This is a genomic window from Mesorhizobium sp. P170090, from assembly GCF_057786115.1.
Map to the genome: position 1 here is coordinate 2,664,733 of NZ_JBYNWH010000001.1, position 21,951 is coordinate 2,686,683.

Below are 21,951 nucleotides of genomic sequence, written 5' to 3' on the forward strand. Positions count from 1 at the left end.
AACCGCAAACGTTGCAGAAATGGCGCCGAGTTTGCGACCAGCCGCTTTCTCCCCGTCACTATACGGGGAGAAATGTCCGGCAGGGAGGGGCAGCGCCGACGGCAGGTAATTGTGACTAATCTCCTGAAGCCCGCGGGTCTTGCCGCCGCGTCAAAGACTGCAACAAGGACCAACTGATGGACATGCTTGAAGCGAAACCAAAGGCCGACGCCGACATTCGCGTCGGCCGGCGCGTGCGGGCGCTGCGGCTGGAGCGCAATTTGTCGCTGGCCGAGCTGGCAGCAAAAGCCGGCGTCTCCATCGGTGCGCTGAGCCAGATCGAGCGCGGCCTGTCTTCGCTGCGCGTCAAGGTGATCTGGCCGCTTGCGGCCGCGCTCGACATCGAGCCTTCGGCGCTGATCACCGACGGCAACGAAGCCGCCAACGATCTCTATTGCGTGCGCGCCGACAAAAGGCGGCAGCTCCCGGTCAAGTCGGAAGGCATCGCCAAGGCGCTGCTGTCGCCGCCGGGCGCGGCGCTGACCGGCCTCTTGGTGACCGTGGAAGCCGATGGCGGCACGGCGGAAGCCTATGCGCATATCGGTCACGAGTTCGGCTATGTCCTGTCGGGCGAGGTCGAACTGGTGGTGGACTCGACAAAATACGTGCTGAAGAGCGGCGACTCCTTTGCCTTCAAGAGCACGCTTCTGCACGCCTTCCGCAATCCCGGCACCGAGCCTTGCCAGATCCTCTGGGTCAACACCACCAAGCCGTCCGAGGTTCGCGATGGCGCCTGATGCGCTGGTACGCCTGGACACGGTCTCGAAGGTTTTCCCCGGCGGCATTGTCGGGCTCGACGCCGTCGATCTCGACATTATCAGCGGCGAGTTCATCACCCTGCTCGGGCCCTCGGGCTGCGGCAAGACCACCAGCCTGCGCGTCATTGCCGGTTTCGAGAGCCCGTCGAGCGGCAAGGTGCTGCTCGATGGTCGCGACATCACCGCGCTCAGGCCGTTCGACCGTCCCGTCAACACCGTGTTCCAGGATTATGCGCTGTTCCCGCATATGAAGGTCGCCGAGAATGTCGGCTTCGGCCTGTCGCTGCGCAAACTGTCCGGCGCCGAGCAGGCAAAGCGCGTCCGCGAAGCCCTCGACATGGTCGGCCTCGCCGACAAGCTCGGCGCCCGCGTTTCCGAACTGTCGGGTGGCCAGCGCCAGCGCGTCGCGCTCGCCCGCGCCATAGTCTGCGAGCCGCGCGTTCTGTTGCTCGATGAACCGCTGTCGGCGCTCGATGCGCATCTGCGCGAACAGATGCAGGTCGAACTGAAGCGGCTGCAGTCGCGGCTCGGCACCACCTTCGTCATGGTCACCCACGACCAGACCGAAGCGCTGTCGATCTCCGACCGCATCGTCGTCATGAACAAGGGCCGCATCGAGCAGATCGCGCCGCCGGCTACGCTTTACGACCGGCCGGCGACGAAATTCGTCGCAAGCTTCATCGGCACCATGAACCTCTTGCAATCGCGCTTCATCGGCCGCGACGGCGACCGCCTGCGCTTCGCCGCTGGCGGGCTTTCGCTGGAAGCAACATCTGAAACCGGCGACACACCCGGCGAAGGCACTGAGCGCACCATCGGCGTTCGCCCCGAGGACTTGCTGGCCACCACCGATGCCGCCGCCGGCACCGCGCCGGCGCGCGTCAACTCCATCGTCTTCCACGGCCGCACGCTGCGGCTGCATGCTGAGCTGGGGCAGGGATTGCCGGTGGTGATCGATGCGCCGCGCCAGGCCGAGGGCTTTCAATTCAGCGTCGGCGACGTGGCGCATATCAGCCTGCGCCGTGGTGCCAACTGCCCTATGCTGCCAAGCTGATCCAACCCAATCCCTTCATCGACGGTTGGATTTAACCTGCTGTGAAGATCGCCAAGGTGGAATTAAGTGTGAATTGACTCGCAAAGGAACATATTCCTACTTTGCGGGATGCCCGAACTAAGCACCCGACCGCGCCGAAATGTGCAAACCCTCTGCTTGGCGCATGAAGTCGGGCAGCTAATTCGTGTTCGATGTCGGAACTGCAACATCACTCGACACTATCTGCCTGGCGATCTCGCAAAGCTGGTTGGTGATATCCCCTTTTGGGATGTGGAGCGGCACATGCGGTGCGAGCGCTGCAAAGGTCGTGAGCTCGATGCAGGCATCATTCTGCCAAGCGCTGCTGAACGCCTTAAAATTCGCGTCAGACGTCTTGTCGAAATCCGCATGGTTCGCCGGGTAATCTGGCGAGACGACGATTGAGGAGAGCCGATTTCGGGCTAAAACAGAGACCCTTGGGCCGGGGCCTGTGGTGGGAACTTGATCTGTGTGGCTGGCTTCTCAACGATCACCAACGCGTCGTTGGGCGCCGTCCGCTGCAAATGCCGTGCTTCCGACCATGGCGCCGTCAGCCAAGCCTCGGTTTCCTCCGGCGTGGTGAGGATCACGGGCATAGCCTTCTCATGGATCGGCGCAATGAGAGCATTAGGCTTGGTGGTCATGAAGGCGTATAGCTCGAAGTCGCCGGGACCGTCCTTGACCTTTCGCACGCCCTGCCAAGACGTCCAGAAACCAGCGAAGAAGAACAACGGCCGGCTCTCGCCACGGGCAAACCAGTAATTTCGCTGGATTCCTGTTTCCGGGTCTTTATCGTTCGCCGCAGGGCTGGGCTCGGCAAAGCTGGTCACCGGCACGACACATCTGTGCTCGACCCCCACATATTGCTGCCAGTGCGAATATTGCGGATTGCGAACGTTGGTGGTGCCGTAGTCGGCCTTACCTTTCATGCGCTCGGGCGGCGTTGGCAAACCCCAAAGCAGTTTCGCCAGTTCACGCTCCCCATCCGCCCTGTTGCGAACGACAAGCCCAGGTTGATTGGGATAGACATCAAGCGAAGGTTCGAGGTTGCCGCTGATATCGTGCAATGTGCGGGTCCATTGGCGGACCGCCTCTTGCGTCGTCGTGATGTTGTAGAGGTTGCACATGCACCCAGCATTGCGGAATTGGCTTTTGTCTGCAACCGAAGTCGCTGTCCGACGCCGCCGCAATCGTCGTCACACAGCCGCGCTATATCCATCGTCCTGACACACCGTGTCAGCTGTCGTGCGGGTAAAGGTGGCGGGCCGGCAAGCGCTTCCCTACTTCAAACCAGTCTGAACAGGAGGAACACACATGACCATCGCGGATGTTGCCAAGGATTTCACCGAAATGCTCCAGCAGGGGGATCACCTGGGTGCTGGTGAAAAGTACAATGCCGATGATATCGTCAGCCTCGAAGCCATGGAGGGGCCGATGGCCATCGCCCGTGGCAAGGAGGCTCTCAGGCAAAAGGGCGAATGGTGGCAAGCGAACCACGAAGTCCATGGCGGCTCTGTCGAAGGCCCCTATGTCAACGGCGACCAGTTCGCGGTGCGCTTCAAGTTCGACATAACGCCCAAGGCCACCGGCGAACGGGTCACCATGGACGAGGTTGGCCTGTACACGGTCAAGAACGGCAAGATCACCGAAGAGCGCTTCTACTACTGAGCCCGGGTGCCGTCGGGTTCCGGCGCGCGCTTCGCTGCACGACCCAAAAACCAGGCGGCCGGGACAAAGTCCTGGCCGCAGTGGGAAAAGCTCAAATGGTCTTCACATACTGCGCCAGCTGATCGGCCACCGTGCCCCAGCCGTCGAAGAACCCCATCTCTTCATGATTGTTGCGGGTAGCCTCGTCGCGATGGATGGCCGTTGCCGTGTAGCGCGTGCCCTTGTCATCCGACTGAAGCGAAATGACTGCGGTGATGAAGGGCTCGCCCGAGGGCCGATAGCCCGGCAGCAGCGCATCGGTCCACACCAGCCGCTCGTTCGGCACGATCTCGAGATAGCAGCAATGGCGGTCGTTGACCTCCTTGCCGTCGGGCGATTGCATGCGCGTCCGGAACAGTCCGCCCGGACGAAGGTCGATCTCGCAATCGGTGATCAGCCAGGGCTTGGGCGTGAACCATTGCTTGACATGCTCCGGCACCGTCATCGCGCGCCACAAGAGTTCGCGCGGCGCGTCGAGCATGCGCTCCAGCACAAGGTCCAGTCTGGGGTCGGGCTTGAAGGGATAGCTCACTTTTCTTGCTCCTTGAGGCTCATCACATAGGCGTCGAATTGATCGAGTTGGCGCTCCCACAGCGTGCGCTGTTCGGCCAGCCAGTTTTCGGCCAGCTGCAGCGGTTCAGGCGCCAGCTGATAGGTCCTGGTGCGGCCGATTTTTTCCGATCGCACCAGTCCGCAGCCTTCCAGCACTTTCAGATGCTCGATGAAGGAAGGCAGCGCCATCTCGAAAGGCTGCGCCAACTCGCTGACTGAGGCGGGACTGCGGTTCAGCCGCTCGACCACGCGCCGCCGCGTCGGGTCAGCCAGCGCGCGGAAGATGCCGTCGATCGGCGGGAGACTTGTAGTTGGGGCGTGGAGGCTTGGCATGGGCGATCCTGAGGTCTGTCGACGCGGTGCAGACAGATACTTAGGAAATTTCCTTAGTATTGGCAACCTCTAAAAAAGCGCCGCTAGCGATTGGGACGCTGGCAAAGCGGGGAGGGCGGTTTTAGGCTGTCTGAGGATTCGACTGTCAGTCAAGGGAAGCGCGTTTTGACGATCACCATGTACGGCATCACCACCTGCGACACGATCCGCAAGGCACGCACCTGGCTGGAGGGCCATGCTGTGCCCTACCGCTTTCACGACTACCGGGCCGAGGGGATAGAGGCGGGCAGACTGGACGGGTGGGTCGGCAAGGTTGGCTGGGAAAAGCTGCTCAACAAGGGCAGCACCACATTTCGCGAACTGCCGGACAAGGACAAGCAAGGGCTCGACGAGAAGAAGGCCAGGAAGCTGATGCTGGCCAACCCGACGATGATCAAGCGCCCGGTGCTCGAGGTCGGGGATGAGATTTTGGTGGGGTTCAAGCCGGAGGCTTATGAAGGGGTGGTGAAGTAGCGTAGCCTCGCTTCGTCATCCTGTGGCGAAGCTAGGTTCGAAGCGACGCAGCGCAGACCATGGGATCCTGTCGGTCTCCTTCCCACCCCAAACATAGCATGGGAACAACACACAGGATCCTCGGGTCAGCCCGAGGATGACGAACGCGTGGAGGGCGATCGCTAATTGTGAAGGCTTTCGCTTGCGGCGTATGCAGCGGTTCGCTGTCTCTCAACCCGTCACGCGCAAATACCCCGCCAACGCCACCGCATTGTTATGCGCCTCGTCATGCGCGCCATAAAGCAGCGTCACCTTGGCCTTGCCGAGCAGGCCACGCAGTTTCGCCACCGCTTCTCTATTCCCATCCAGCTCGACCGAATACCGCACCTGAAACTCCGCCCATCGCGCCGGCTCATGTCCGAACCACCTCCGCAATTCATCGCTCGGCGCGATCTCCTTCAGCCACAGCGTCAGCGCGGCATCCTCCTTGCTGATGCCGCGCGGCCAGATGCGATCGACCAGCACCCGCTGCCCGTCATCGGGCGCGGGTGCTTCGTAAATTCGCTTGACCGTCAGGTCGAAACCCATCCGCCGCTCCGCGAGCTTACGCCCACTCACCCTTGCGCATCACCGGCACCTTGCGGCCATCCTTGTGCACGCCGTCTATGTCGATCTTGTCCGAGCCGATCATCCAGTCGATGTGGATAAAACTCTTGTTGCCGCCGCGCTGGGCGATTTCGTCCTGGGTGAGCGAGGCGCCGTCGACGAAGCATTTTGAATAGCACTGCCCGAGCGCGATGTGGCAGGCGGCGTTCTCGTCGAACAGCGTGTTGAAGAACAGCAGGCCGCTGGCCGAGATCGGCGAGGAATGCGGCACCAGCGCCACCTCGCCGAGCCGGCGCGAACCCTCGTCGGTGTCGAGCACTTTCTTCAGCACGTCCTCGCCCTTCGAAGCCTTGGCCTCGACGATCCTGCCCTCTTCGAAACGCACCGAGATATCGTCGATCAGCGTGCCCTGGTAGGACAGCGGCTTGGTCGAGGAGACATGGCCGGAGACGCGCCGTGCATGCGGCGTGGTGAAGACCTCCTCGGTCGGGATGTTCGGATTGCAGGTGACGCCGTTCTTGGCAGTCGAAGCGCCGCCCATCCATTCATGGCCATCGGCCAGCCCGACGGTGAGGTCGGTGCCCGGGCCGCTGAAATGCAGATCGTGAAAATTATGGCCGTTGAGCCATTCGGTGCGGCTGCGCAACGCTGCATTGTGCGCCGTCCAGTTTGCGATCGGGTCTTCCACATCGACCCGTGATGCCGAAAAGATCGCATCGGCGAGCTTCACCACCGCGACATCGTCGGCATCGCCGGGGAAGACCTGTTTTGCCCAGGCGAGATCTGGGAAAGCGACGATGTTCCAGTTGATGTCGAAGCCGGTGATCTTTTCCAGCGCCGGCTGGTAGGCCATAGAGTTCGCCTTGTTGGCGCGCGCCACTTTCGCCGGGTCCTGCGCCGACAACAGCGACGGGTCCTCGCCGCGCACGGCAAGCCGCGCCGCATTGTTGGAAAAGGCCTTCGCCATGCCTTCATACATCCAGCCGGCGGCGCGGTCGAAGCCGGCATCCGCGCCGTAGCGGAAGCGCGCCAGCGTGATCTCGTCATCATTGAAGATTGGGGTCACCAGCCCGGCGCCCGCTTTATAAGCGTGCTCAACGATGCGCCTGGTCAGCGGCAGTGCGGCGATCGACGAGGTCAGCACCAGATCCTGCCCCGGCTGCAATTGCAGCCCCACCTTGATGGCGACTTCCGCCAGCCTGTCGAGCTTCACCGGGTCGATGGTTGCGGAAACGCCGCGCGAATGTGTGGTCATGATCCTGCCCTGCCTTGGTCTTGGAGGTGAAGCTCCAACATAGATCGGCGCGGCTGTGCTTTCCAGCACCGTCGCGACGGACAGCCCTAGGCAGCGCTTTCCAGCGCGCTAAACTGCGCCACGGTCGCCGCGATTTCCTCGCGGATCCAGATCTTGAAATCGCGCACCTTGCGGCTTTCGGTCTTGGTCGCCGAGGTCACCAGCCAGTAGCCGAGGCCGCTCTGCGCCCGCACGCCGAAAGGCGCGACGAGGCGGCCGTCGGCCAGCGCATCGGCGGCCAGCAATTGCCAGCCGAGCATGACGCCATGGCCGGCGATCGCCGATTCCAGGCACAGCATCGGGTCGGTGAAGCGCGCGCCCTTGCGGAAGCTGACCGGCTCGGCCCCGGCAGCCTTGAACCAGCTCTCCCAGTTGATCATCGCCCGTTCGTCGGTGATGGCGCAGGTCTGCGCCAGGTCTTCGATCGACTTCAGTTTCTTGGCGATCACCGGCGCGCAGACCGGAAAGACTTCCTGCGCCAACAAAAGTTCCGCCCGGCCGCCCGGCCATTTGCCGTCGCCAAGCCGGATGGCGATGTCGATGTCGGAGCGCTCGAGATCGGCCAGCCGCACCGAGGCGTCGATGCGCAGCAGCACGTTGGGATGGCGGTCGAAATGCCGCGACAATCGCGGCAGCAGCCATTTCGAAGCGAAGGCCGGCGCCACCGAAACCACCAGCGTGCACTGGCTTGCCTCGTCGGCCAGCGCCACCGCTTGCGCCAGCTCGCGAAAACCGGCGCCAAGCCGGGCGGAAAAAACCGTGCCGAACTCGGTCAGCACCAGCCCGCTCGCCGTTCGTTCGAACAGCGCCTGTCCAAGCTGCTTTTCGGTGCGGTTGATCTGCTGGCTGACGGCGCTGACGGAGACGTTGAGCTCGCCGGCAGCGGCCGCCAGCGAGCCGAGGCGGGCGACGGTTTCGACGGCGCGCAGGCCGTTGAGATGGACGCGGTTCAGCATAGCCATTTCAGTTTTTCTAAACCGGCGCGGCTGAAATCTCAATTGAAAGACAGCCCGACAAGGCAGATTTTAGTGGGACAGTCAGACCGAGGAGGCGAGGATGACGATCGTATCATTGTTCAAGATCTTAGCCGCTGCCGGCCTCCGGCCGGACCGCTATGATGGGATGCACGGCGGCGATGTCATCGACTGGGTTACCGACCCATTGTCGCATCCGGTGCTGGACACCATGTCGGAACGCGAACTCGGAGATATCCCGTTCCGGCTGACGGCGCGCCGCACCGCCTACGAGACCGGGGCGGTCGGCTGCGGCTGAGATGCGGGGGCGTTAGTCGCGCCCGCTGGCCCAACACAAAGCGGATTGTTTCATCGGTCGCCAATTCTATGGTGCGCTGCAATGAACGCCGCTCCATCACCCTTGCGCCTTGCTCTCGCTGGCATGATCGCCATGGCCGTCGCCATGGGCATTGGCCGTTTCGTCTACACGCCGATCCTGCCCGGCATGATGGAGGAGCTGCATCTGTCGCCGGCTGATGCCGGCTGGATCGCGTCGGCCAACTACCTCGGCTACCTCGTCGGCGCGCTTGCGGCGGCCGGCGGCTGCGCGCATGGGCGCGAGCGCCTGCTGATGTTTGGCGGCCTTGCCGCCAGTGCTGCGCTCGCCGCCCTGATGGGGCTGAGCGAGACGATGACCGCCTTTGTCGTCCTCCGCTTCCTTGCCGGTCTCGCCAGCGCCTTCGTCATGGTGTTCATGGCCTCGATCGTCTTCGGTCACCTGGCAGCCGCCAACAGAAGCGACCTGCAGGCGCTGCATTTCGGCGGCGTCGGCCTCGGCATCGCGGCATCCTCAGCGCTGATGGCGGTTCTGGTCACCGAACATGCCGGCTGGGCTTCGGGCTGGCTGTGGTCGGCAGCGATTTCCGCCGGCGGCCTTGCGATGGTCGCCTTGCTCGCCGGCGGCACCGCACCTGGCCGCGGCGTGGCCGACCGCGAACCGGCACTGCCGAGGGACCGGTCGTTGGCAAAAGTCATCGTTGCCTACGGCCTGTTCGGCTTCGGCTATGTGGTGACGGCGACCTTCCTGGTCGCCATCGTGCGCCAGGGCGGCGGCGGCCGCGTCTTCGAGGCAAGCGTCTGGATGGTCACCGGCCTTGCCGGCTTTCCCTCGGTCTGGCTGTGGCAGAAGGTAGCGGCACGGATCGGGCTTTATACCGCCTATGCCTTGGGCTGCCTGGTCGAGGTGGTCGGCGTCACCGCCAGCGTCGCCATCGGCGGCACCGCCGGGCCGCTGCTGGCGGGCGTCCTGCTCGGCGGCACCTTCATCGCCATCACCGCGCTCGGCCTGCAGACGGCAAGGCAGCTCGTGCCGGAGGCGCCGCGCCGGATTTTTGCGCTGATGACCGCTTCCTTCGGCATCGGCCAGATCGTCGGCCCGATCGTCGCCGGACTGCTGGCGCAAGCCTCGGGCAACTTCTTCCTGGCCTCGATCGTCGCTGCTGGCGTATTGCTGGTATCTGCTGGGATCACCTGGTCGGCCGCGCCAAAATCGCCATGATTGTGGTCTTGCTCGATGCCGGGCATCGGGTACGGGCATTTGCTTTCCACCTAATGTGTGACTTTATGCCCGCCGAACCCCGCTGATTTGCGCACCGACCGAGGATTTCACCACAGTGTTCGTATCCTTCTTCCCGCAGCCGAAGCTGTTTTTCATCTCGGCCGTCGTCTGGACTGCGGTTCTCGTGGCAGCCTGGTTCCTCGGTGCTGACCAGCTTGGCGCGTTTCTCGGCTTGCCTCCGGCTCTTGCCGACGCGCCGCCCATCATAGGCGTCTCGGTGTTCTGGTCGCCTCCGTTCCTCTGGTTCTACATCTACTATGCGCTTGGCGTTTTGATATTCTATGGCTTCTGGCACTGGTATTCTCCGCACCCGTGGGACCAATGGTCTATCCTCGGCAGTTCGCTGCTCCTGTTCACGACCTACTTTCAGGTGCAGGTAAGCGTGGCGATCAACGCATGGTATGGACCATTCTGGGACCTCATTCAGGGCATCGTTAGCAAAACGGTCAAGGCAACCGAGGCTGATCTTTACGCTCAAATAATCACTTTCCTCGGTATCGCTCTTGTCGCGGTTACCGTGTTCGTTTTGACAAACTTCTTCGTCAGCCACTGGGTGTTTCGCTGGCGCACTGCGATGAACAATTACTACATGTCCTATTGGCCGAAGCTGCGCCATATTGAGGGCGCTGCACAGCGTGTGCAGGAAGACACGATGCGGTTTTCCAAGATAATGGAAGACCTTGGCACTAGCTTCGTCGATTCCATCATGACGCTTATCGCTTTCATGCCGATCCTGCTCAGTTATTCTAAGCATGTCACAGAGTTGCCATTGATCGGTCATGTTCCTCAGCCGCTGGTTTTGGCTGCGATCTTCTGGGCAGTCTTCGGTACAGTCATCATTGCGACCGCAGGCATCAAGCTTCCTGGCTTGCAGTTTCGTAACCAGCGCGTCGAGGCAGCATATCGCAAGGAACTCGTCTACGGTGAGGACGATCCGGCCCGGGCGCAGCCGCCGACCGTCGCGGAGCTGTTTGCGAGTGTGCGGCAAAACTACTTTCGCCTGTATTTCCACTATGTGTATTTCAACGTGGTCCGCTATCTTTATCTTCAGACCAACAACGTCTTCTCCTACTTCCTGATGGTGCCTTCCATGATCGCTGGAACGCTGACGCTGGGTCTCATCAACCAGGTCAGTTCAGCCTTCAGTCAGGTAACCAACTCATTCCAGTATCTCGTCAATTCTTGGTCGACGATTGTCGAGCTTCTGTCAGTTCACAAGCGCCTTCGCGCCTTCGAGGCGACAATTCGCGGCGAGCCGCTGCCCGACATTGACCGCCACTTCATGGAGCGTCAGGAACAGGCAAAGGAACCCGACCCGGCTTGATCCTATTTGCACAGACGGTTGGCGGCTCAGCCGCCCACCGCCGCCTGCCTCTCGCTACCACGTTGCCGCTGCACATAATCGCGAAAACTGATGCATTCGACGTCGGCTTTCACGCACGTCTCGTCGGCAAAGCGCTCCAGCGCGTTCCAGTAGGCGCCGTTGTTCATCAAGGTGAAGTGGAAGCTCAGCACCAATGGGATGCGCTTGCCCTGATATTGCTTGTCGAAGGCAGCACGGAAGGCCTGGTAGGTCCGATCGCTGAACTCGGCTGCCTGGCTCGGCCGCTCGAAACCGCCGGAATGCCTGACATAGAGATTGTAGTCCATGGCGATCACCGGCCTTGAACTCGGGCCTTCCGGGATCTGTGGCAGCGAAAAGCGGGTCAAGCCGCCGCCGGTCGGCGGCTCGACCGGGCCGTTCGAGACGCCGCTGGCGTCATAGTGGTAGCCGGCTTCAGGCAGGGCCTCGTAGAGCCCTTTGCTGGTCGACAGATAGGGCGCGCGAAAGCCGACCACGGCATGGGCAATAGCGCGCCAGCCTGCGGGCTCGGGCGCAATGCCGTTGATCGTATAGGCGTTCTCCAGAATGCGCCCGAACGAGGCGAATTCCTTCAGCCAGTCGGCCTTGCTCCAGTCCTTGCCGTCGAAATGGCCGCAGCCATGGCTGGCAATGTCATGGCCCTCCGCAGCGGCAAGCCCGATCTGGTCGAGTCGGTCCGCGACTTCCTGCTTCGAGACGGCAAAGCCGATGTTGGATTTGCCCGCGGACCTGGCCGGCGCGGTGTATTCGGCGCGTGTCTGCTGCGACAGCAGGAACACGCAGGAAAGGAAGTAGGTAAAATGCGCGCCGGTGCGCTTGGCTAGCGCCCGGCTGCGCTGCCATTGCGATATCTCACGGGCGCTGTCGAACGAGATGATGACGATCTGCTTCGGCTTTGCCGGGGATGGCGCCGCCGGCGGGTCGGCGAAAGCCGCACCAGCCATGGCAAACACGGCTGAGGAAAACGCAACAACGCGGGACAAACGTGGCATCGGCAATCTGGGCTTGATCTGGAGGCAGTCCAAGCCGGCTATCGGCAAAATGTGGCGTGGGTGCGATCAACGTCGGCAGCTATGCGCCTGGCGATTAGCCGATTTTCCTGCCGAGCCCCTTCCATGCCCGCGAAATTTCGCTAAAACGCGGGCTCAAGAAGCGCCCCTGTTGGGGCAGCAATGGTTTTGATTGATGTCCGACGACAGTTTTATCCGCGAAGTCAACGACGAGATCCGTCGCGAAAAGGCGCAGGTGCTTTGGGATCGTTTCGGCCCGGCGATCCTTGTCCTCGCCGTCCTGGTGGTGCTCGGCACCGCTGCCTTCGTCGGCTACCGCTATTGGGACGAGACCCGCGCCAACCGCTCGGGCGATGCGTTTTCGCAGGCGCTGAAGCTTGCCAATGACGGCAAGAGCGACGAGTCGCTGACAGCGCTCGAACAGCTGGAAAAGGATGGCTACGGCGCCTATCCACTGCTCGCCCGTATGCGCGCCGCAACCGTCAAGGCCGACAAGGGCGACTTTGCCGCCGCCGTTACGGATTTCGATGGCGTCGCCGCCGACACCGCCATTCCGCAGGGCATTCGCGACATGGCGCGCCTGCGGGCCGCCCTGCTGCTCGTCGATCACGGCTCCTTCGCCGACGTCTCCAGCCGCGTCGAGGCGCTGACCGCCGACAACAACACGCTGCGCCACACAGCGCGCGAAGCGCTCGGCCTTGCCGCCTGGAAGGAAGGCAAGACCCAGGATGCGCTGAAACTGTTCGACCAGATCGCCGCCGATGACGGCGCCCCGCGCAACGCGCGCCAGCGGGCGACGCTGATGTCGGAATTGATCCGCGGCTCGGGCGCGTCATGATACGCATCGCCCAAAGCCTGCCCTCGGGCCTGACCCAAGGGCGCGCTGCGGTTTGGGCGATGATATGGATAGCCGGATGAGCTTCAAAGTCGCCATTATCGGCCGGCCCAATGTCGGCAAATCGACGCTTTTCAACCGATTGGTGGGACGGAAGCTGGCGCTTGTCGACGACACGCCGGGCGTCACCCGCGACCGTCGCGTCCACGCGGCCAAACTCTACGATCTGCATTTCGATGTCATCGACACCGCCGGTTTCGAAGACGCCGCCGCCTCGACGTTGCCCGGCCGCATGCGCGCGCAGACCGAGATCGCGATCCGCGAAGCCGACCTGATCTTCTTCACCATCGACGCCAAGTCCGGGCTTTTGCCCGACGACCGCACCTTTGCCGAGATCGTGCGCAAGTCCGGCAAGCCGGTCGTGCTGGTCGCCAACAAGGCCGAGGCCAAGGGCGCCCAGGGCGGCATGCTGGAAGCCTGGGAACTGGGCTTGGGCGAGCCGATCCCGGTCTCGGCCGAGCACGGCCAGGGCATGCCCGATCTGCGCGACGCGGTGATCGAGGCGCTGGGCAAAGACCGCGCCTTCGGCGAGGAAGAAGACGAGGCCGAGGACGTCGCCGCCAGCGAGGTGCTGATCGGCGAGGACATCACCGATCCCGACGCCGAACCCGCCTATGACGACACCAAGCCGATGCGCATCGCCGTCGTCGGCCGGCCCAATGCCGGCAAGTCGACGCTGATCAACGCGTTGATCGGCGAGGAGCGGCTGCTGACCGGCCCGGAAGCCGGCATCACCCGCGATTCCATCTCCGTCGACTGGGACTGGCATGGCCGCCGGCTAAAACTGTTCGACACTGCCGGCATGCGCCGCAAGGCCAGGATCCACGAGAAGCTGGAAGTGATGTCGGTGCAGGACGGCTTGCGCGCCATCCGCTTTGCCGAGATCGTCATCATCGTGCTCGACGCCACCATCCCGTTCGAGAAGCAGGATCTGCAGATCGCCGACCTGATCATCCGCGAAGGCAGGGCGCCGGTCATCGCCTTCAACAAATGGGACCTGATCGACAATCCGCAGGAACTGCTGACGGAACTGCGCGAAAAGACCACACGGCTTTTGCCGCAGGTGCGCGGCATCCAGGCGGTGACGGTTTCGGCCGAGACCGGCCGCAGCCTCGACAAGCTGATGGATGCCGTCATCAAGACGCACAAGGTGTGGAACAGCCGCGTTTCCACCGGCAAGCTCAACCGTTGGCTGGAAAGCATTCTGGCGCATCACCCGCCACCCGCCGTCGCCGGCCGCCGGCTCAAGGTCAAATATGTCACCCAGGCCAAGACCCGGCCGCCGGGTTTCGTCGTCCAGTGCTCGCGGCCCGACGCGATGCCGCAATCCTACGTGCGCTACCTCTCCAACAGCCTGCGCGAAGCCTTCGACATGCCCGGCGTGCCGATCCGGATAGCGCTGCGGACTTCGGACAACCCGTTCGCGGGGAGAGCGAACAAGCGCAAGTGAGCGATGACGGTTGCGGAATTCTCCGCAAGATTGGCGGGACAGCACCCCCCTCTGCCCTGCCGGGCATCTCCCCCGCAAGGGGGGAGATCAGTCGTTTCGTCTTTGGAGCCTCTCTTGCAACGTTGAAAATTGGCGAAAGCATTCGCGAGATCCAATCTCCCCCCTTGCGGGGGAGATGTCCGGCAGGACAGAGGGGGGTGTGACGGAACGCTACGCTGGACAGCCGCTTCCGTCTAAGCGACCTCTCTCAACCGCTCGTCCTGCGGCAGCGCCGCCACCGCCGCGTGCCACAATATATCCGCCAGCCGCGCCGCCACCGGGTCCAGTTCGGCGTCTTTCTGGTGCAGCACCAGCGCCATGGTCGGCAGCGCGGGTAAGCCCAGCGTTTGCGGCGCCATCGCCCTGACATTGGCCGGCAGGCCGATATCGGTGCGGATCGTCAGGCCGAGGCCGGCGGCGACCGCCGCCCAGATGCCGCCAAGGCTGGGGCTGGAGAAGGCCATCCGCCATGGCAGGCCGGCGCGGTCGAGCGTTTCCGTCGTCACTGTGCGCAGCAGGCATGGCGCTTCCAGCGCCACCAGCGGCAGTGCCTCGCCCTCGCGCAGCCTGGTCTCGATCAGCTTTGCCGGCCCGATCCAGCGCAATTGCGCGTCGCCGACATGCCGGCTGTAAGGCAGCGCCTGGCCGCTGTCCCAGGCCAGCGCAATGTCGAGATTGCCTGATGTGATCCGCTCGGCGAGTTCATAGCTGCGCCCGATCCGCGCCTCGATCTTGACCTTGGGGTGCGCGCGGGCGAAGCGTCCGAGCACCTCCGGCAGCACCGCCTCGCCGAAATCCTCCTGCAGGCCGAGCCTGACCCAGCCTTCCAGTTCCACGTCGTGGATGGCCGAGGCCGCCTCGTCGTTCAACTCGAGCAGCCGCCTGGCATAGCCGAGCATGGTTTCGCCGGCTTCGGTCAACGCCAGTCCGCGGCCCGACTTGCGGAAGATCGGCGTCGCCGCCTGGTCCTCCAGCTTCTTCAATTGCGCGCTCACCGCCGAAGTCGAGCGTCCAAGCCGGTCGGCGGCCTTGGCGAAGCTGCCGAGTTCCATGCCGGTGACGAAGCTTCGGAGGACATCGAGGTCGAAGGTTACGCGGCGCATCAAAACGGTCCTGTTTTTCGGGAACAATTGTCAAAAAATTCCCGATATTCGGGATGAAGTTATGGCGGTAAAGACGAGGCGTCAAGGTCCCGAAAGGGCATCAACAGGAGTCCCGCCATGTCGATTGCCGACGCAAATCGTGAGCCAGGCCGGGTTGGCCGAGCCGCCGCCGTCAGGTCGAAGGCTGAACGATTTCGCGCCAATCATCGCTGGAAGGTGCTTGGCATCGGCGTTGCCGCCAATGCCAGTTTCTCCGCCACCTTCGCCGGCATACCGGCGGCGGCGGTGTTTCTGCGGTCGGGCTATCACTTGAGCAATGGCAATCTCGGCCTGGTCCTCGGCCTTCTCGGACTGGGCGTTGCCTTGAGCGAACTGCCCTGGGGTCTGCTCACCGACCGCTGGGGCGATCGCGGCGTGCTGTTGACCGGCCTTGGCGCGACCGCGGCGTGGCTCGCCTTGATGGCGTTGTTCATCGTGCCCTCAGTGACCTATGTGCCTGGCGTCGCAATGCTGGCCGCATGCCTTCTGGTCGCCGGCCTGCTCGGCGGCAGCGTCAACGGTTCCAGCGGCCGCGCCATCATGGCCTGGTTCCACGAAGGCGAACGTGGCTTTGCCATGAGCATTAGGCAGACCGCCGTGCCGCTCGGCGGCGGGCTCGGCGCGCTGGTCCTGCCGTCGCTGGCATCGGTGCACGGTTTCGCGGCGGTCTTCGGGCTGCTGGCCGCCATGAACGCCGTCTCTGCGCTGTTTGCCTGGCGATGGCTGCACCAGCCGCCGGAACTGGACAATGCCGGCAGCATGGCCATGGCAAAGTCGGGCGGTCCGGCGCCGCTGCGCAATGTCGAGGTCTGGCGCATCGCCACCGCCATCGGCCTGCTCTGCTTTCCGCAAGTGGCGGTGCTGACCTTTGCCTCGGTCTTCCTGCACGATTTCGCCGGCATGGCCACGCTCACGATCAGCGCCAGCCTTGCCGCGGTGCAGACCGGCGCCATGGTGATGCGCGTCTGGAGCGGCCGCTTCACCGACCGCCATGGCAACCGCCGCTGGTTCCTGCGCCTCTGCAGCATGACAAGCGCGCTTGGCTTCGCGGCCGTCGGCCTGCTGGTCCTGGCGGCAGGAGCCACGCCAGACGCCCATGCCGCGTTGATCCTGGCGATCGCCGTGCTGCTGGTCGTTGCCGGCATTTCGGTCTCCGCCTGGCATGGCGTCGCCTACACCGAACTCGCCACGCTTGCCGGCGCCAGCCGCGCCGGAACCGCGCTCGGTCTTGCCAACAGCTTCGTCTTCATCGCCTTCTTCGTGGTGCCGACCGCCATTCCGGCATTGCTGCTCATCTGGTCGTGGCCTGGCGTCTGGCTGGTGGGCGCGCTCTGCGCCTTGATTGCATGGCCAATTTTCCTGCGGCCGAACTGACGGGTTGCCGGTCGGCAAACGGCGTCCCATTTCGGGCCGCTTCGGAAAAACACGATCAACCGCGTTAACCCCGCATCAAGGTTAATGCTTCACTTTGGCTCTCCAGTGGCTCAGTGGCGTTTCTGGAGAGTTCCCCGTGCATCGACGTGTCCTGAAGCGGCTGGCCGCCGCCGCCGGTGAGAAAAAACGTTCCTTCGTATCGCCATTGGTCATCGGGCTCGGCATCTGGATCGGCTTTCCGACCGTCGTCGCCTACCAGGACATGGGCAGCTTGATTTCCGGCCTCGAAGCTTCGGGCACCCGCTGGAACTCTTATGTCGAGCGCTCCGTCGCCGGCTCGGTTCATGCCGCCGAAATGCCTTTCATCGATTCCGTCACCACCGGTTCGCTCTCGGGCTCGGGCGTGCGCCTGCCCGGCGTCGGCAAGGTCTCGTTTCGCGGCAAGGGCAATGTCGCCGGCATCACGCCCGACGAGGACCGCATCATGCGCGCCGACAAGAAGGGCCGCATCATCCAGGTCTCGCCGGTGGCGCCGCCGAAGAACTTCAATGCCGGCTCGATCTTTCAGCGCACGTCCTCGCTGCTGCGGCCGAGCATGGACAGCGGCCTGAAGCTCGCCTTCGCCAAGCCCGGCATCAAGGGCAAGGAAATCCAGATCGCCCAGGCCTTCCACACCAACGTGGACAAGAAGCCCGATCCCGGCGTGCCGGCCATGCTTGCCGCGTTGGTCAACAATGACAGACCGGACGTGCTGGCCACCGCCTATGCCCAGGCCGAACCCGATTACGCCAAGGCCTCACCCTTCGAAGCGCTGCTGCAGGACGAGGAGCCGAGCAGCGGGCGCTTCATTCCGCCGATGGCCAAGGGTGACCACTCGTGGATCCAGAACCCGCTGCCGGCCAGCGTCTTCTCCACGAAGGAGCAGGCCTGCCTCGCCAACGGCATCTATTTCGAGGCGCGCGGCGAATCCGTGCGCGGCCAGGCCGCCGTCGCGCAGGTCATTCTCAACCGCGTCCGCAATCCGGCCTATCCGAACTCGATTTGCGGCGTCGTCTACCAGAACGACAACTGGCTGAACCGCTGCCAGTTCTCCTTCGCCTGCGACGGCCGCAAGAAGCGCATCGAGAGCCCCGCCCACTACAAGACCGCGCAGGACGTCGCGATGGCGGTCACCGCCGGCAAGATATTCATTCCCGAAGTCGGCTCATCGACCCACTACTACGCCAACTACGTCCATCCGGGCTGGGCGCGCACGATGCAGAAGATGACCAAGATCGGCCTGCATATCTTCTACCGCACGTATGGCGGCGGCTGGAGCTGAGCCCTTCGGCTTGCCTGTCGCAAACGAACCGCAAAGGCCCTGGAAGCCGAAATCGGACAGCGGTCGCCGGACGGATTCGGGGCATGTGCCGACCCGATAGTGCCGGGCACGATGTCGCACCTCGCCAAGTGGTTGATTCCAATAGAAAAAATACATGGCTTTGAAGTCCCGCCCGTGGCTTGACGGGCGCAAACCCTCTAACTATGTTGCCGGCGACTTTAGAAGCGGACGGACGGTGACGGTCTGACCGGGCAGGGGGGTTACGATGGCCGACAAGAACGGGCCAGACGGAACCGGAGAAACCGGCCGCGGCAGCAAGCACGAGGCCGACATCCGCGACGAAGATCTCGAACGCCGCCGGCGTGAGCTTGGAGCATCGCTTGCGACAAGACGGCCGGATCAGTTCGAGGGGAATGACGGCGCGAAAGCGACGGCCGGATATGGCCAGGCGCTCAAGCTGTCCAGCGAGTTCATCGCCGGGATAGTGGTGGGTGTGGGCCTTGGCTGGTTTCTGGATCGTGTGGCGGGAACCTCGCCATGGGGTCTGGTCGTCGGCTTGTTGCTGGGCTTTGGCGCCGGCGTGCTCAATGTCCTGCGTTCGTCAGGTGTTGTGGCGGAATTCGGAAAAAGCGAGAAGTCGCACGATCCGAAAGAATGAAAAGGCGCGCCGCCAATGGCGCACAAGGACACTTAAGGCCGCTCGCGGTTTTGACGGGGATGTAAATGGCTGCTGACAAGGTCGATCCGATCCACCAGTTCCATATCGTCAAGCTGATTCCGATCAATATCGGCGGCTATGACCTGTCCTTCACCAATTCGGCTCTGTTCATGGTCGCGACCGTGGCCATTGCATCGGCGTTTCTTTACCTCTCGACCGCAAGCCGCAGCCTTGTTCCCGGCCGCCTGCAGTCGGTTTCGGAAATGGCCTACGAGTTCGTCGCGAACATGTTGCGCGATGCAGCCGGAACCCAAGGTATGAAGTTCTTTCCCTTAGTGTTCTCGCTGTTCATGTTCGTGCTTGTTGCCAATCTGCTTGGCCTTTTTCCTTATTTCTTCACCATCACCAGCCACATCATCGTCACCTTCGGCCTGGCCGCGCTAGTGATCGGAACCGTCATCGTCTATGGCTTCATGAAGCACGGTCTGGGCTTCCTCAAGCTTTTCGTGCCGAAGGGCGTGCCCATCCTGATGATGGTGCTTGTCGTTCCGATCGAGGTGATTTCCTTTGTCTCGCGTCCGGTCAGCCTATCGGTTCGTCTGTTCGCCAATATGCTCGCCGGCCACATTACCCTGAAGGTGTTTTCCGGGTTTGTGGTCAGCCTGAGTGCGCTCGGCGCGCTCGGCGTTGCGGGATCGATCCTGCCGCTGGCGATGGCTGTGGCGCTGACCGCGCTGGAGTTGCTCGTGGCGCTCTTGCAGGCATATGTGTTCGCCGTGCTCACCTGCATGTACCTGAATGATGCGCTGCATCCTTCGCACTAGATAGAATTTCCGGCATCTTTCCCCGGATGGAATTGCAACGAATTACAGATCCAAAGGAGTTTAAAATGGACGCAGAAGCAGCAAAGTACATCGGCGCCGGTATCGCTTGCCTGGGCATGGGCGGCGCGGGCATTGGCCTCGGCAACATCTTCGGCAGCTACCTGGCGGGCGCCCTGCGCAATCCGTCGGCCGCCGATGGCCAGTTCGGCCGCCTGATTTTCGGCTTCGCCGTGACCGAAGCTCTGGGCATTTTCTCGCTTCTCATCGCGCTTCTCGCCCTGTTCGGCTGAGCCCCTGTTCGGCCAATTATCGGTCGGACGAGCATTGGGAAGAATTGGCTGGCCGCATTCCTGCGGCCATGCCTGATATCAGGGGATAGTCCATGTTCGTGACATCTGCGTTTGCGCAAGAGTCCGCACCCGCCGCTGAAGGCGCCCACACCGGTACGGAAGGCGACACGCATTCCGGCACCGGCGTGCCTGCCGAGGCGCACGGCACGTTCCCGCCATTCGATCCGGCGACGTTTCCGTCCCAGCTTCTGTGGCTGGCGATCACGTTCGGGCTGTTCTATTTGTTCCTGAAGAAGGTGGTGATGCCGCGCCTTGGCGGCATCATCGACGTCCGCAGCGATCGCATCACGCAGGACCTCGACCAGGCCGCCAAGCTGAAGGGCGAGGCCGACGCCGCCGTTGCCGCTTACGAGCAGGAACTGGCGGAAGCCAAGGCCAAGGCCAACGCGATCGGCCAGCAGGCCAACGACGCTGCCAAGGCTGAAGCCGAGGCTGCCCGCAAGAAGGTCGAGGCCGCCCTCGACAAGAAGCTCGGCGAGGCGGAGGCCAGCATTGCTTCCATCAAGGCCAACGCCATGAAGGAAGTCGGCACGATTGCCGAGGACACCGCTTCAGCCATCGTCGATGCGCTTGTCGGCGGCAAGACCAGCAAGGCCGAGATCTCGGCTGCGGTCAAATCCGTGGCCCGGTGAGGAGCACATTATGGACGCCACATCTCTCGCAACGCTCTGGGCAACGGTTGCCCTCGTCATTTTCCTCGGCGTTGCCGTTTACATCAAGGTGCCGGGCCTGATCGCCAAGTCGCTCGACGCCCGCGCGACCAAGATCAGCGACGAGCTTGCGGAAGCCCGCCGGTTGCGCGAAGAGGCCCAGCAATTGCTCGGACAGTACCAGAAGAAGCGCAAGGAAGCCGAGCAGGAGGCCGCAGCCATCGTCGCTGCCGCCAAGCGCGAGGCCGACATGCTTGCCGCCGAGGCGCACAAGAAGACCGAAGACTATGTCACCCGCCGCACTGCGCTTGCCGAGCAGAAGATCGGCCAGGCAGAGCGCGAAGCCGTCGCCGAAGTGCGCGCCAGCGCCGTCGACATCGCCGTCGAGGCGGCCCGCACGCTGCTCGCCGGCAAGATCGACGCCAAGGCCGGCGCGGATCTTTTCAAGTCCGCGCTGCAGGACGTGAAGGCCAGGCTGAACTGAGCGGGGATAACTCGCTGACATCAAGCCGCCCGGGCAACCTGGCGGCTTTTTTGTTGAGCGGCGACGGAGATTGGCGAAGGCGGTGGTGCGCCTGATCTCCCCCCTCGAGGGGAGATGTCGCCAAAGGCGACAGAGGGGGTCCGTTCGACCAGGCGCGACGCTCTTTCTGCGACCAAGAAGGGCTAGCACTTCACGCGCGCGACCCCCTCTGGCCTGCCGGCCATCTCCCCCTCAAGGGGGGAGATTACCATTACTCCAACCCGGCGAAGCTCTCTTCCTCAACCACCTCAACCCCACCCAGCCTGAACGGCGCGAATGATGCCCGGTGCAGCCTTGCCACCGGCCCATGCGCTTCGATCGCGGTGCGGTGCCGCACGGTGGCGTAGCCCATATGGACCTCGAACCCGTAGCGCTCGTGATGGCTGCCGCAGCCGCACATCATGCGGTCGCGCATCACCTTGGCGACGATCGAGGCGGCGGCGATCGATTGCGAGCGCTGGTCGCCCTTGATCAGCGCGCGGCCTTCGCAGAGGAGGCCCGGCGGCACATCGCGGCCATCGGCCAGCGCCAGCTTCGCCTGGATCGGCAGGCCGGCAAGGGCGCGGCGCATGGCTTCCAGGCTGGCCTTGAGGATGTTGCTGCCGTCAATGCCTTCGGCGCTGACCGAGGCCATCGACACGCCGAGCGCTGACCCCAGGATTTTCAGGAACAGCGCCTCGCGTTGCAAATGGTTGAGCCGTTTGGAATCGTCTAGCCCGTCGGGAATGTTGGCGGGATCGAGGATCACCGCCGCCGCCACCACCGGCCCGGCCAGCGGACCGCGGCCGGCCTCGTCCATGCCTGCCACCGGCCACAGGCCTTCCGCCATCGCCTTCGTCTCGAAGGAGAAGTCGGGCTTTTCGACGATTTCGAAAAGAAGCGGAGAATCGGAACGTGCGCGAGCCATGTTGCGGCGAGGTTCGCATCG

25 protein-coding genes are annotated in these 21,951 nt (G+C 63.2%); 16 read left to right on the forward strand and 9 right to left on the reverse strand.

What is annotated here, in order from left to right; translation table 11 throughout:
* The first annotated feature begins 176 nt into the window (after positions 1–176).
* Positions 177–776, forward strand: a complete 600-nt coding sequence (locus AC3EML_RS12520; protein WP_023684396.1) for a helix-turn-helix domain-containing protein — start codon at positions 177–179, stop codon at positions 774–776.
* Complete coding sequence (locus AC3EML_RS12525; protein WP_023668504.1) at positions 766–1,851, forward strand: ABC transporter ATP-binding protein; 1,086 nt, start codon at positions 766–768, stop codon at positions 1,849–1,851. Before AC3EML_RS12520 ends, AC3EML_RS12525 begins: the two co-directional genes overlap by 11 nt.
* Positions 1,852–2,291: 440 nt before the next feature.
* Here the strand turns inward: AC3EML_RS12525 and AC3EML_RS12530 are convergent, their stop codons facing one another.
* Entirely contained in the window at positions 2,292–2,996 is a 705-nt protein-coding gene (locus AC3EML_RS12530) for an SOS response-associated peptidase (protein WP_352521265.1), read from the reverse strand.
* A 187-nt stretch (positions 2,997–3,183) separates the two neighbouring features.
* On the opposite strand from AC3EML_RS12530, the gene AC3EML_RS12535 reads away from it, so the two are divergent.
* A complete protein-coding gene (locus AC3EML_RS12535) occupies positions 3,184–3,537 on the forward strand; it encodes a nuclear transport factor 2 family protein (protein ID WP_023668502.1) in 354 nt (117 codons plus the stop codon).
* Positions 3,538–3,628: 91 nt separating this feature from the next.
* On the opposite strand, the gene AC3EML_RS12540 is transcribed toward AC3EML_RS12535, so the two are convergent.
* Positions 3,629–4,108 (reverse strand): SRPBCC family protein, encoded by a 480-nt coding sequence (locus AC3EML_RS12540; protein WP_352521266.1) that lies wholly within the window; start codon positions 4,106–4,108, stop codon positions 3,629–3,631.
* Positions 4,105–4,461, reverse strand: a complete 357-nt coding sequence (locus AC3EML_RS12545) for an ArsR/SmtB family transcription factor (protein WP_488505222.1) — start codon at positions 4,459–4,461, stop codon at positions 4,105–4,107. The genes AC3EML_RS12540 and AC3EML_RS12545 overlap by 4 nt, the downstream gene beginning before the upstream one ends.
* Positions 4,462–4,626: 165 nt before the next feature.
* Here AC3EML_RS12545 and AC3EML_RS12550 point away from each other — a divergent pair, with 165 nt between their 5' ends.
* Positions 4,627–4,974, forward strand: coding sequence for an ArsC family reductase (locus AC3EML_RS12550; protein ID WP_023709906.1), 348 nt, complete (start codon positions 4,627–4,629; stop codon positions 4,972–4,974).
* A 210-nt stretch (positions 4,975–5,184) separates the two neighbouring features.
* On the opposite strand, the gene AC3EML_RS12555 is transcribed toward AC3EML_RS12550, so the two are convergent.
* The 3 genes from AC3EML_RS12555 to AC3EML_RS12565 form a co-directional block, all read right to left on the reverse strand.
* Positions 5,185–5,541 carry a DUF488 domain-containing protein gene (locus AC3EML_RS12555; protein WP_352521267.1) on the reverse strand — a complete coding sequence of 119 codons (357 nt, stop codon included), beginning with the start codon at positions 5,539–5,541 and terminating at the stop codon, positions 5,185–5,187.
* Between the two features lie 16 nt (positions 5,542–5,557).
* On the reverse strand, positions 5,558–6,814 hold the full coding sequence (locus AC3EML_RS12560; protein ID WP_023729299.1) for an aminopeptidase: 1,257 nt from the start codon (positions 6,812–6,814) through the stop codon (positions 5,558–5,560).
* An 86-nt stretch (positions 6,815–6,900) separates the two neighbouring features.
* Positions 6,901–7,815, reverse strand: coding sequence for a LysR substrate-binding domain-containing protein (locus AC3EML_RS12565; RefSeq protein ID WP_023687096.1), 915 nt, complete (start codon positions 7,813–7,815; stop codon positions 6,901–6,903).
* Positions 7,816–7,909: 94 nt separating this feature from the next.
* Here AC3EML_RS12565 and AC3EML_RS12570 point away from each other — a divergent pair, with 94 nt between their 5' ends.
* The 3 genes from AC3EML_RS12570 to sbmA all read left to right on the forward strand — a co-directional run bounded on the left by AC3EML_RS12570 (position 7,910) and on the right by sbmA (position 10,748).
* Positions 7,910–8,125, forward strand: a complete 216-nt coding sequence (locus AC3EML_RS12570) for a hypothetical protein (protein WP_023668495.1) — start codon at positions 7,910–7,912, stop codon at positions 8,123–8,125.
* A gap of 81 nt (positions 8,126–8,206) precedes the next feature.
* On the forward strand, positions 8,207–9,364 hold the full coding sequence (locus AC3EML_RS12575) for a YbfB/YjiJ family MFS transporter (RefSeq protein ID WP_352521268.1): 1,158 nt from the start codon (positions 8,207–8,209) through the stop codon (positions 9,362–9,364).
* Between the two features lie 115 nt (positions 9,365–9,479).
* Positions 9,480–10,748, forward strand: a complete 1,269-nt coding sequence (sbmA, locus tag AC3EML_RS12580) for a peptide antibiotic transporter SbmA (protein WP_023704870.1) — start codon at positions 9,480–9,482, stop codon at positions 10,746–10,748.
* A 26-nt stretch (positions 10,749–10,774) separates the two neighbouring features.
* Here sbmA and AC3EML_RS12585 read toward each other — a convergent pair whose 3' ends face one another.
* Complete coding sequence (locus AC3EML_RS12585) at positions 10,775–11,779, reverse strand: polysaccharide deacetylase family protein (RefSeq protein WP_031214688.1); 1,005 nt, start codon at positions 11,777–11,779, stop codon at positions 10,775–10,777.
* Positions 11,780–11,972: 193 nt separating this feature from the next.
* Between AC3EML_RS12585 and AC3EML_RS12590 the strand changes: the two genes are divergently transcribed.
* Together AC3EML_RS12590 and der are read left to right on the forward strand one after the other, a co-directional pair.
* On the forward strand, positions 11,973–12,635 hold the full coding sequence (locus tag AC3EML_RS12590) for a tetratricopeptide repeat protein (protein ID WP_023726388.1): 663 nt from the start codon (positions 11,973–11,975) through the stop codon (positions 12,633–12,635).
* A gap of 76 nt (positions 12,636–12,711) precedes the next feature.
* Positions 12,712–14,142 (forward strand): ribosome biogenesis GTPase Der, encoded by a 1,431-nt coding sequence (gene der, locus AC3EML_RS12595; protein ID WP_023668490.1) that lies wholly within the window; start codon positions 12,712–12,714, stop codon positions 14,140–14,142.
* 233 nt (positions 14,143–14,375) lie between these two features.
* Here the strand turns inward: der and AC3EML_RS12600 are convergent, their stop codons facing one another.
* On the reverse strand, positions 14,376–15,284 hold the full coding sequence (locus AC3EML_RS12600; protein ID WP_023668489.1) for a LysR substrate-binding domain-containing protein: 909 nt from the start codon (positions 15,282–15,284) through the stop codon (positions 14,376–14,378).
* A 117-nt stretch (positions 15,285–15,401) separates the two neighbouring features.
* Between AC3EML_RS12600 and AC3EML_RS12605 the strand changes: the two genes are divergently transcribed.
* The 7 genes from AC3EML_RS12605 to AC3EML_RS12635 all read left to right on the forward strand — a co-directional run bounded on the left by AC3EML_RS12605 (position 15,402) and on the right by AC3EML_RS12635 (position 20,984).
* Entirely contained in the window at positions 15,402–16,697 is a 1,296-nt protein-coding gene (locus AC3EML_RS12605; RefSeq protein ID WP_023726389.1) for an MFS transporter, read from the forward strand.
* 136 nt (positions 16,698–16,833) lie between these two features.
* The gene (locus AC3EML_RS12610) at positions 16,834–18,018 is read left to right on the forward strand and encodes a cell wall hydrolase (protein WP_023668487.1); all 1,185 of its coding nucleotides are present in this window, start codon (positions 16,834–16,836) and stop codon (positions 18,016–18,018) included.
* 265 nt (positions 18,019–18,283) lie between these two features.
* A complete protein-coding gene (locus AC3EML_RS12615; protein ID WP_352521270.1) occupies positions 18,284–18,676 on the forward strand; it encodes an AtpZ/AtpI family protein in 393 nt (130 codons plus the stop codon).
* A gap of 65 nt (positions 18,677–18,741) precedes the next feature.
* On the forward strand, positions 18,742–19,500 hold the full coding sequence (locus tag AC3EML_RS12620; RefSeq protein ID WP_023696586.1) for a F0F1 ATP synthase subunit A: 759 nt from the start codon (positions 18,742–18,744) through the stop codon (positions 19,498–19,500).
* Positions 19,501–19,565: 65 nt separating this feature from the next.
* The gene (locus AC3EML_RS12625; RefSeq protein WP_006206606.1) at positions 19,566–19,790 is read left to right on the forward strand and encodes a F0F1 ATP synthase subunit C; all 225 of its coding nucleotides are present in this window, start codon (positions 19,566–19,568) and stop codon (positions 19,788–19,790) included.
* Between the two features lie 92 nt (positions 19,791–19,882).
* The gene (locus tag AC3EML_RS12630) at positions 19,883–20,482 is read left to right on the forward strand and encodes a F0F1 ATP synthase subunit B (protein ID WP_023684380.1); all 600 of its coding nucleotides are present in this window, start codon (positions 19,883–19,885) and stop codon (positions 20,480–20,482) included.
* Between the two features lie 10 nt (positions 20,483–20,492).
* Entirely contained in the window at positions 20,493–20,984 is a 492-nt protein-coding gene (locus AC3EML_RS12635; protein WP_023668483.1) for a F0F1 ATP synthase subunit B, read from the forward strand.
* Between the two features lie 250 nt (positions 20,985–21,234).
* Here AC3EML_RS12635 and rnhB read toward each other — a convergent pair whose 3' ends face one another.
* Positions 21,235–21,930, reverse strand: coding sequence for a ribonuclease HII (rnhB, locus tag AC3EML_RS12640; RefSeq protein ID WP_023747565.1), 696 nt, complete (start codon positions 21,928–21,930; stop codon positions 21,235–21,237).
* Between the last annotated feature and the right edge of the window lie 21 nt (positions 21,931–21,951).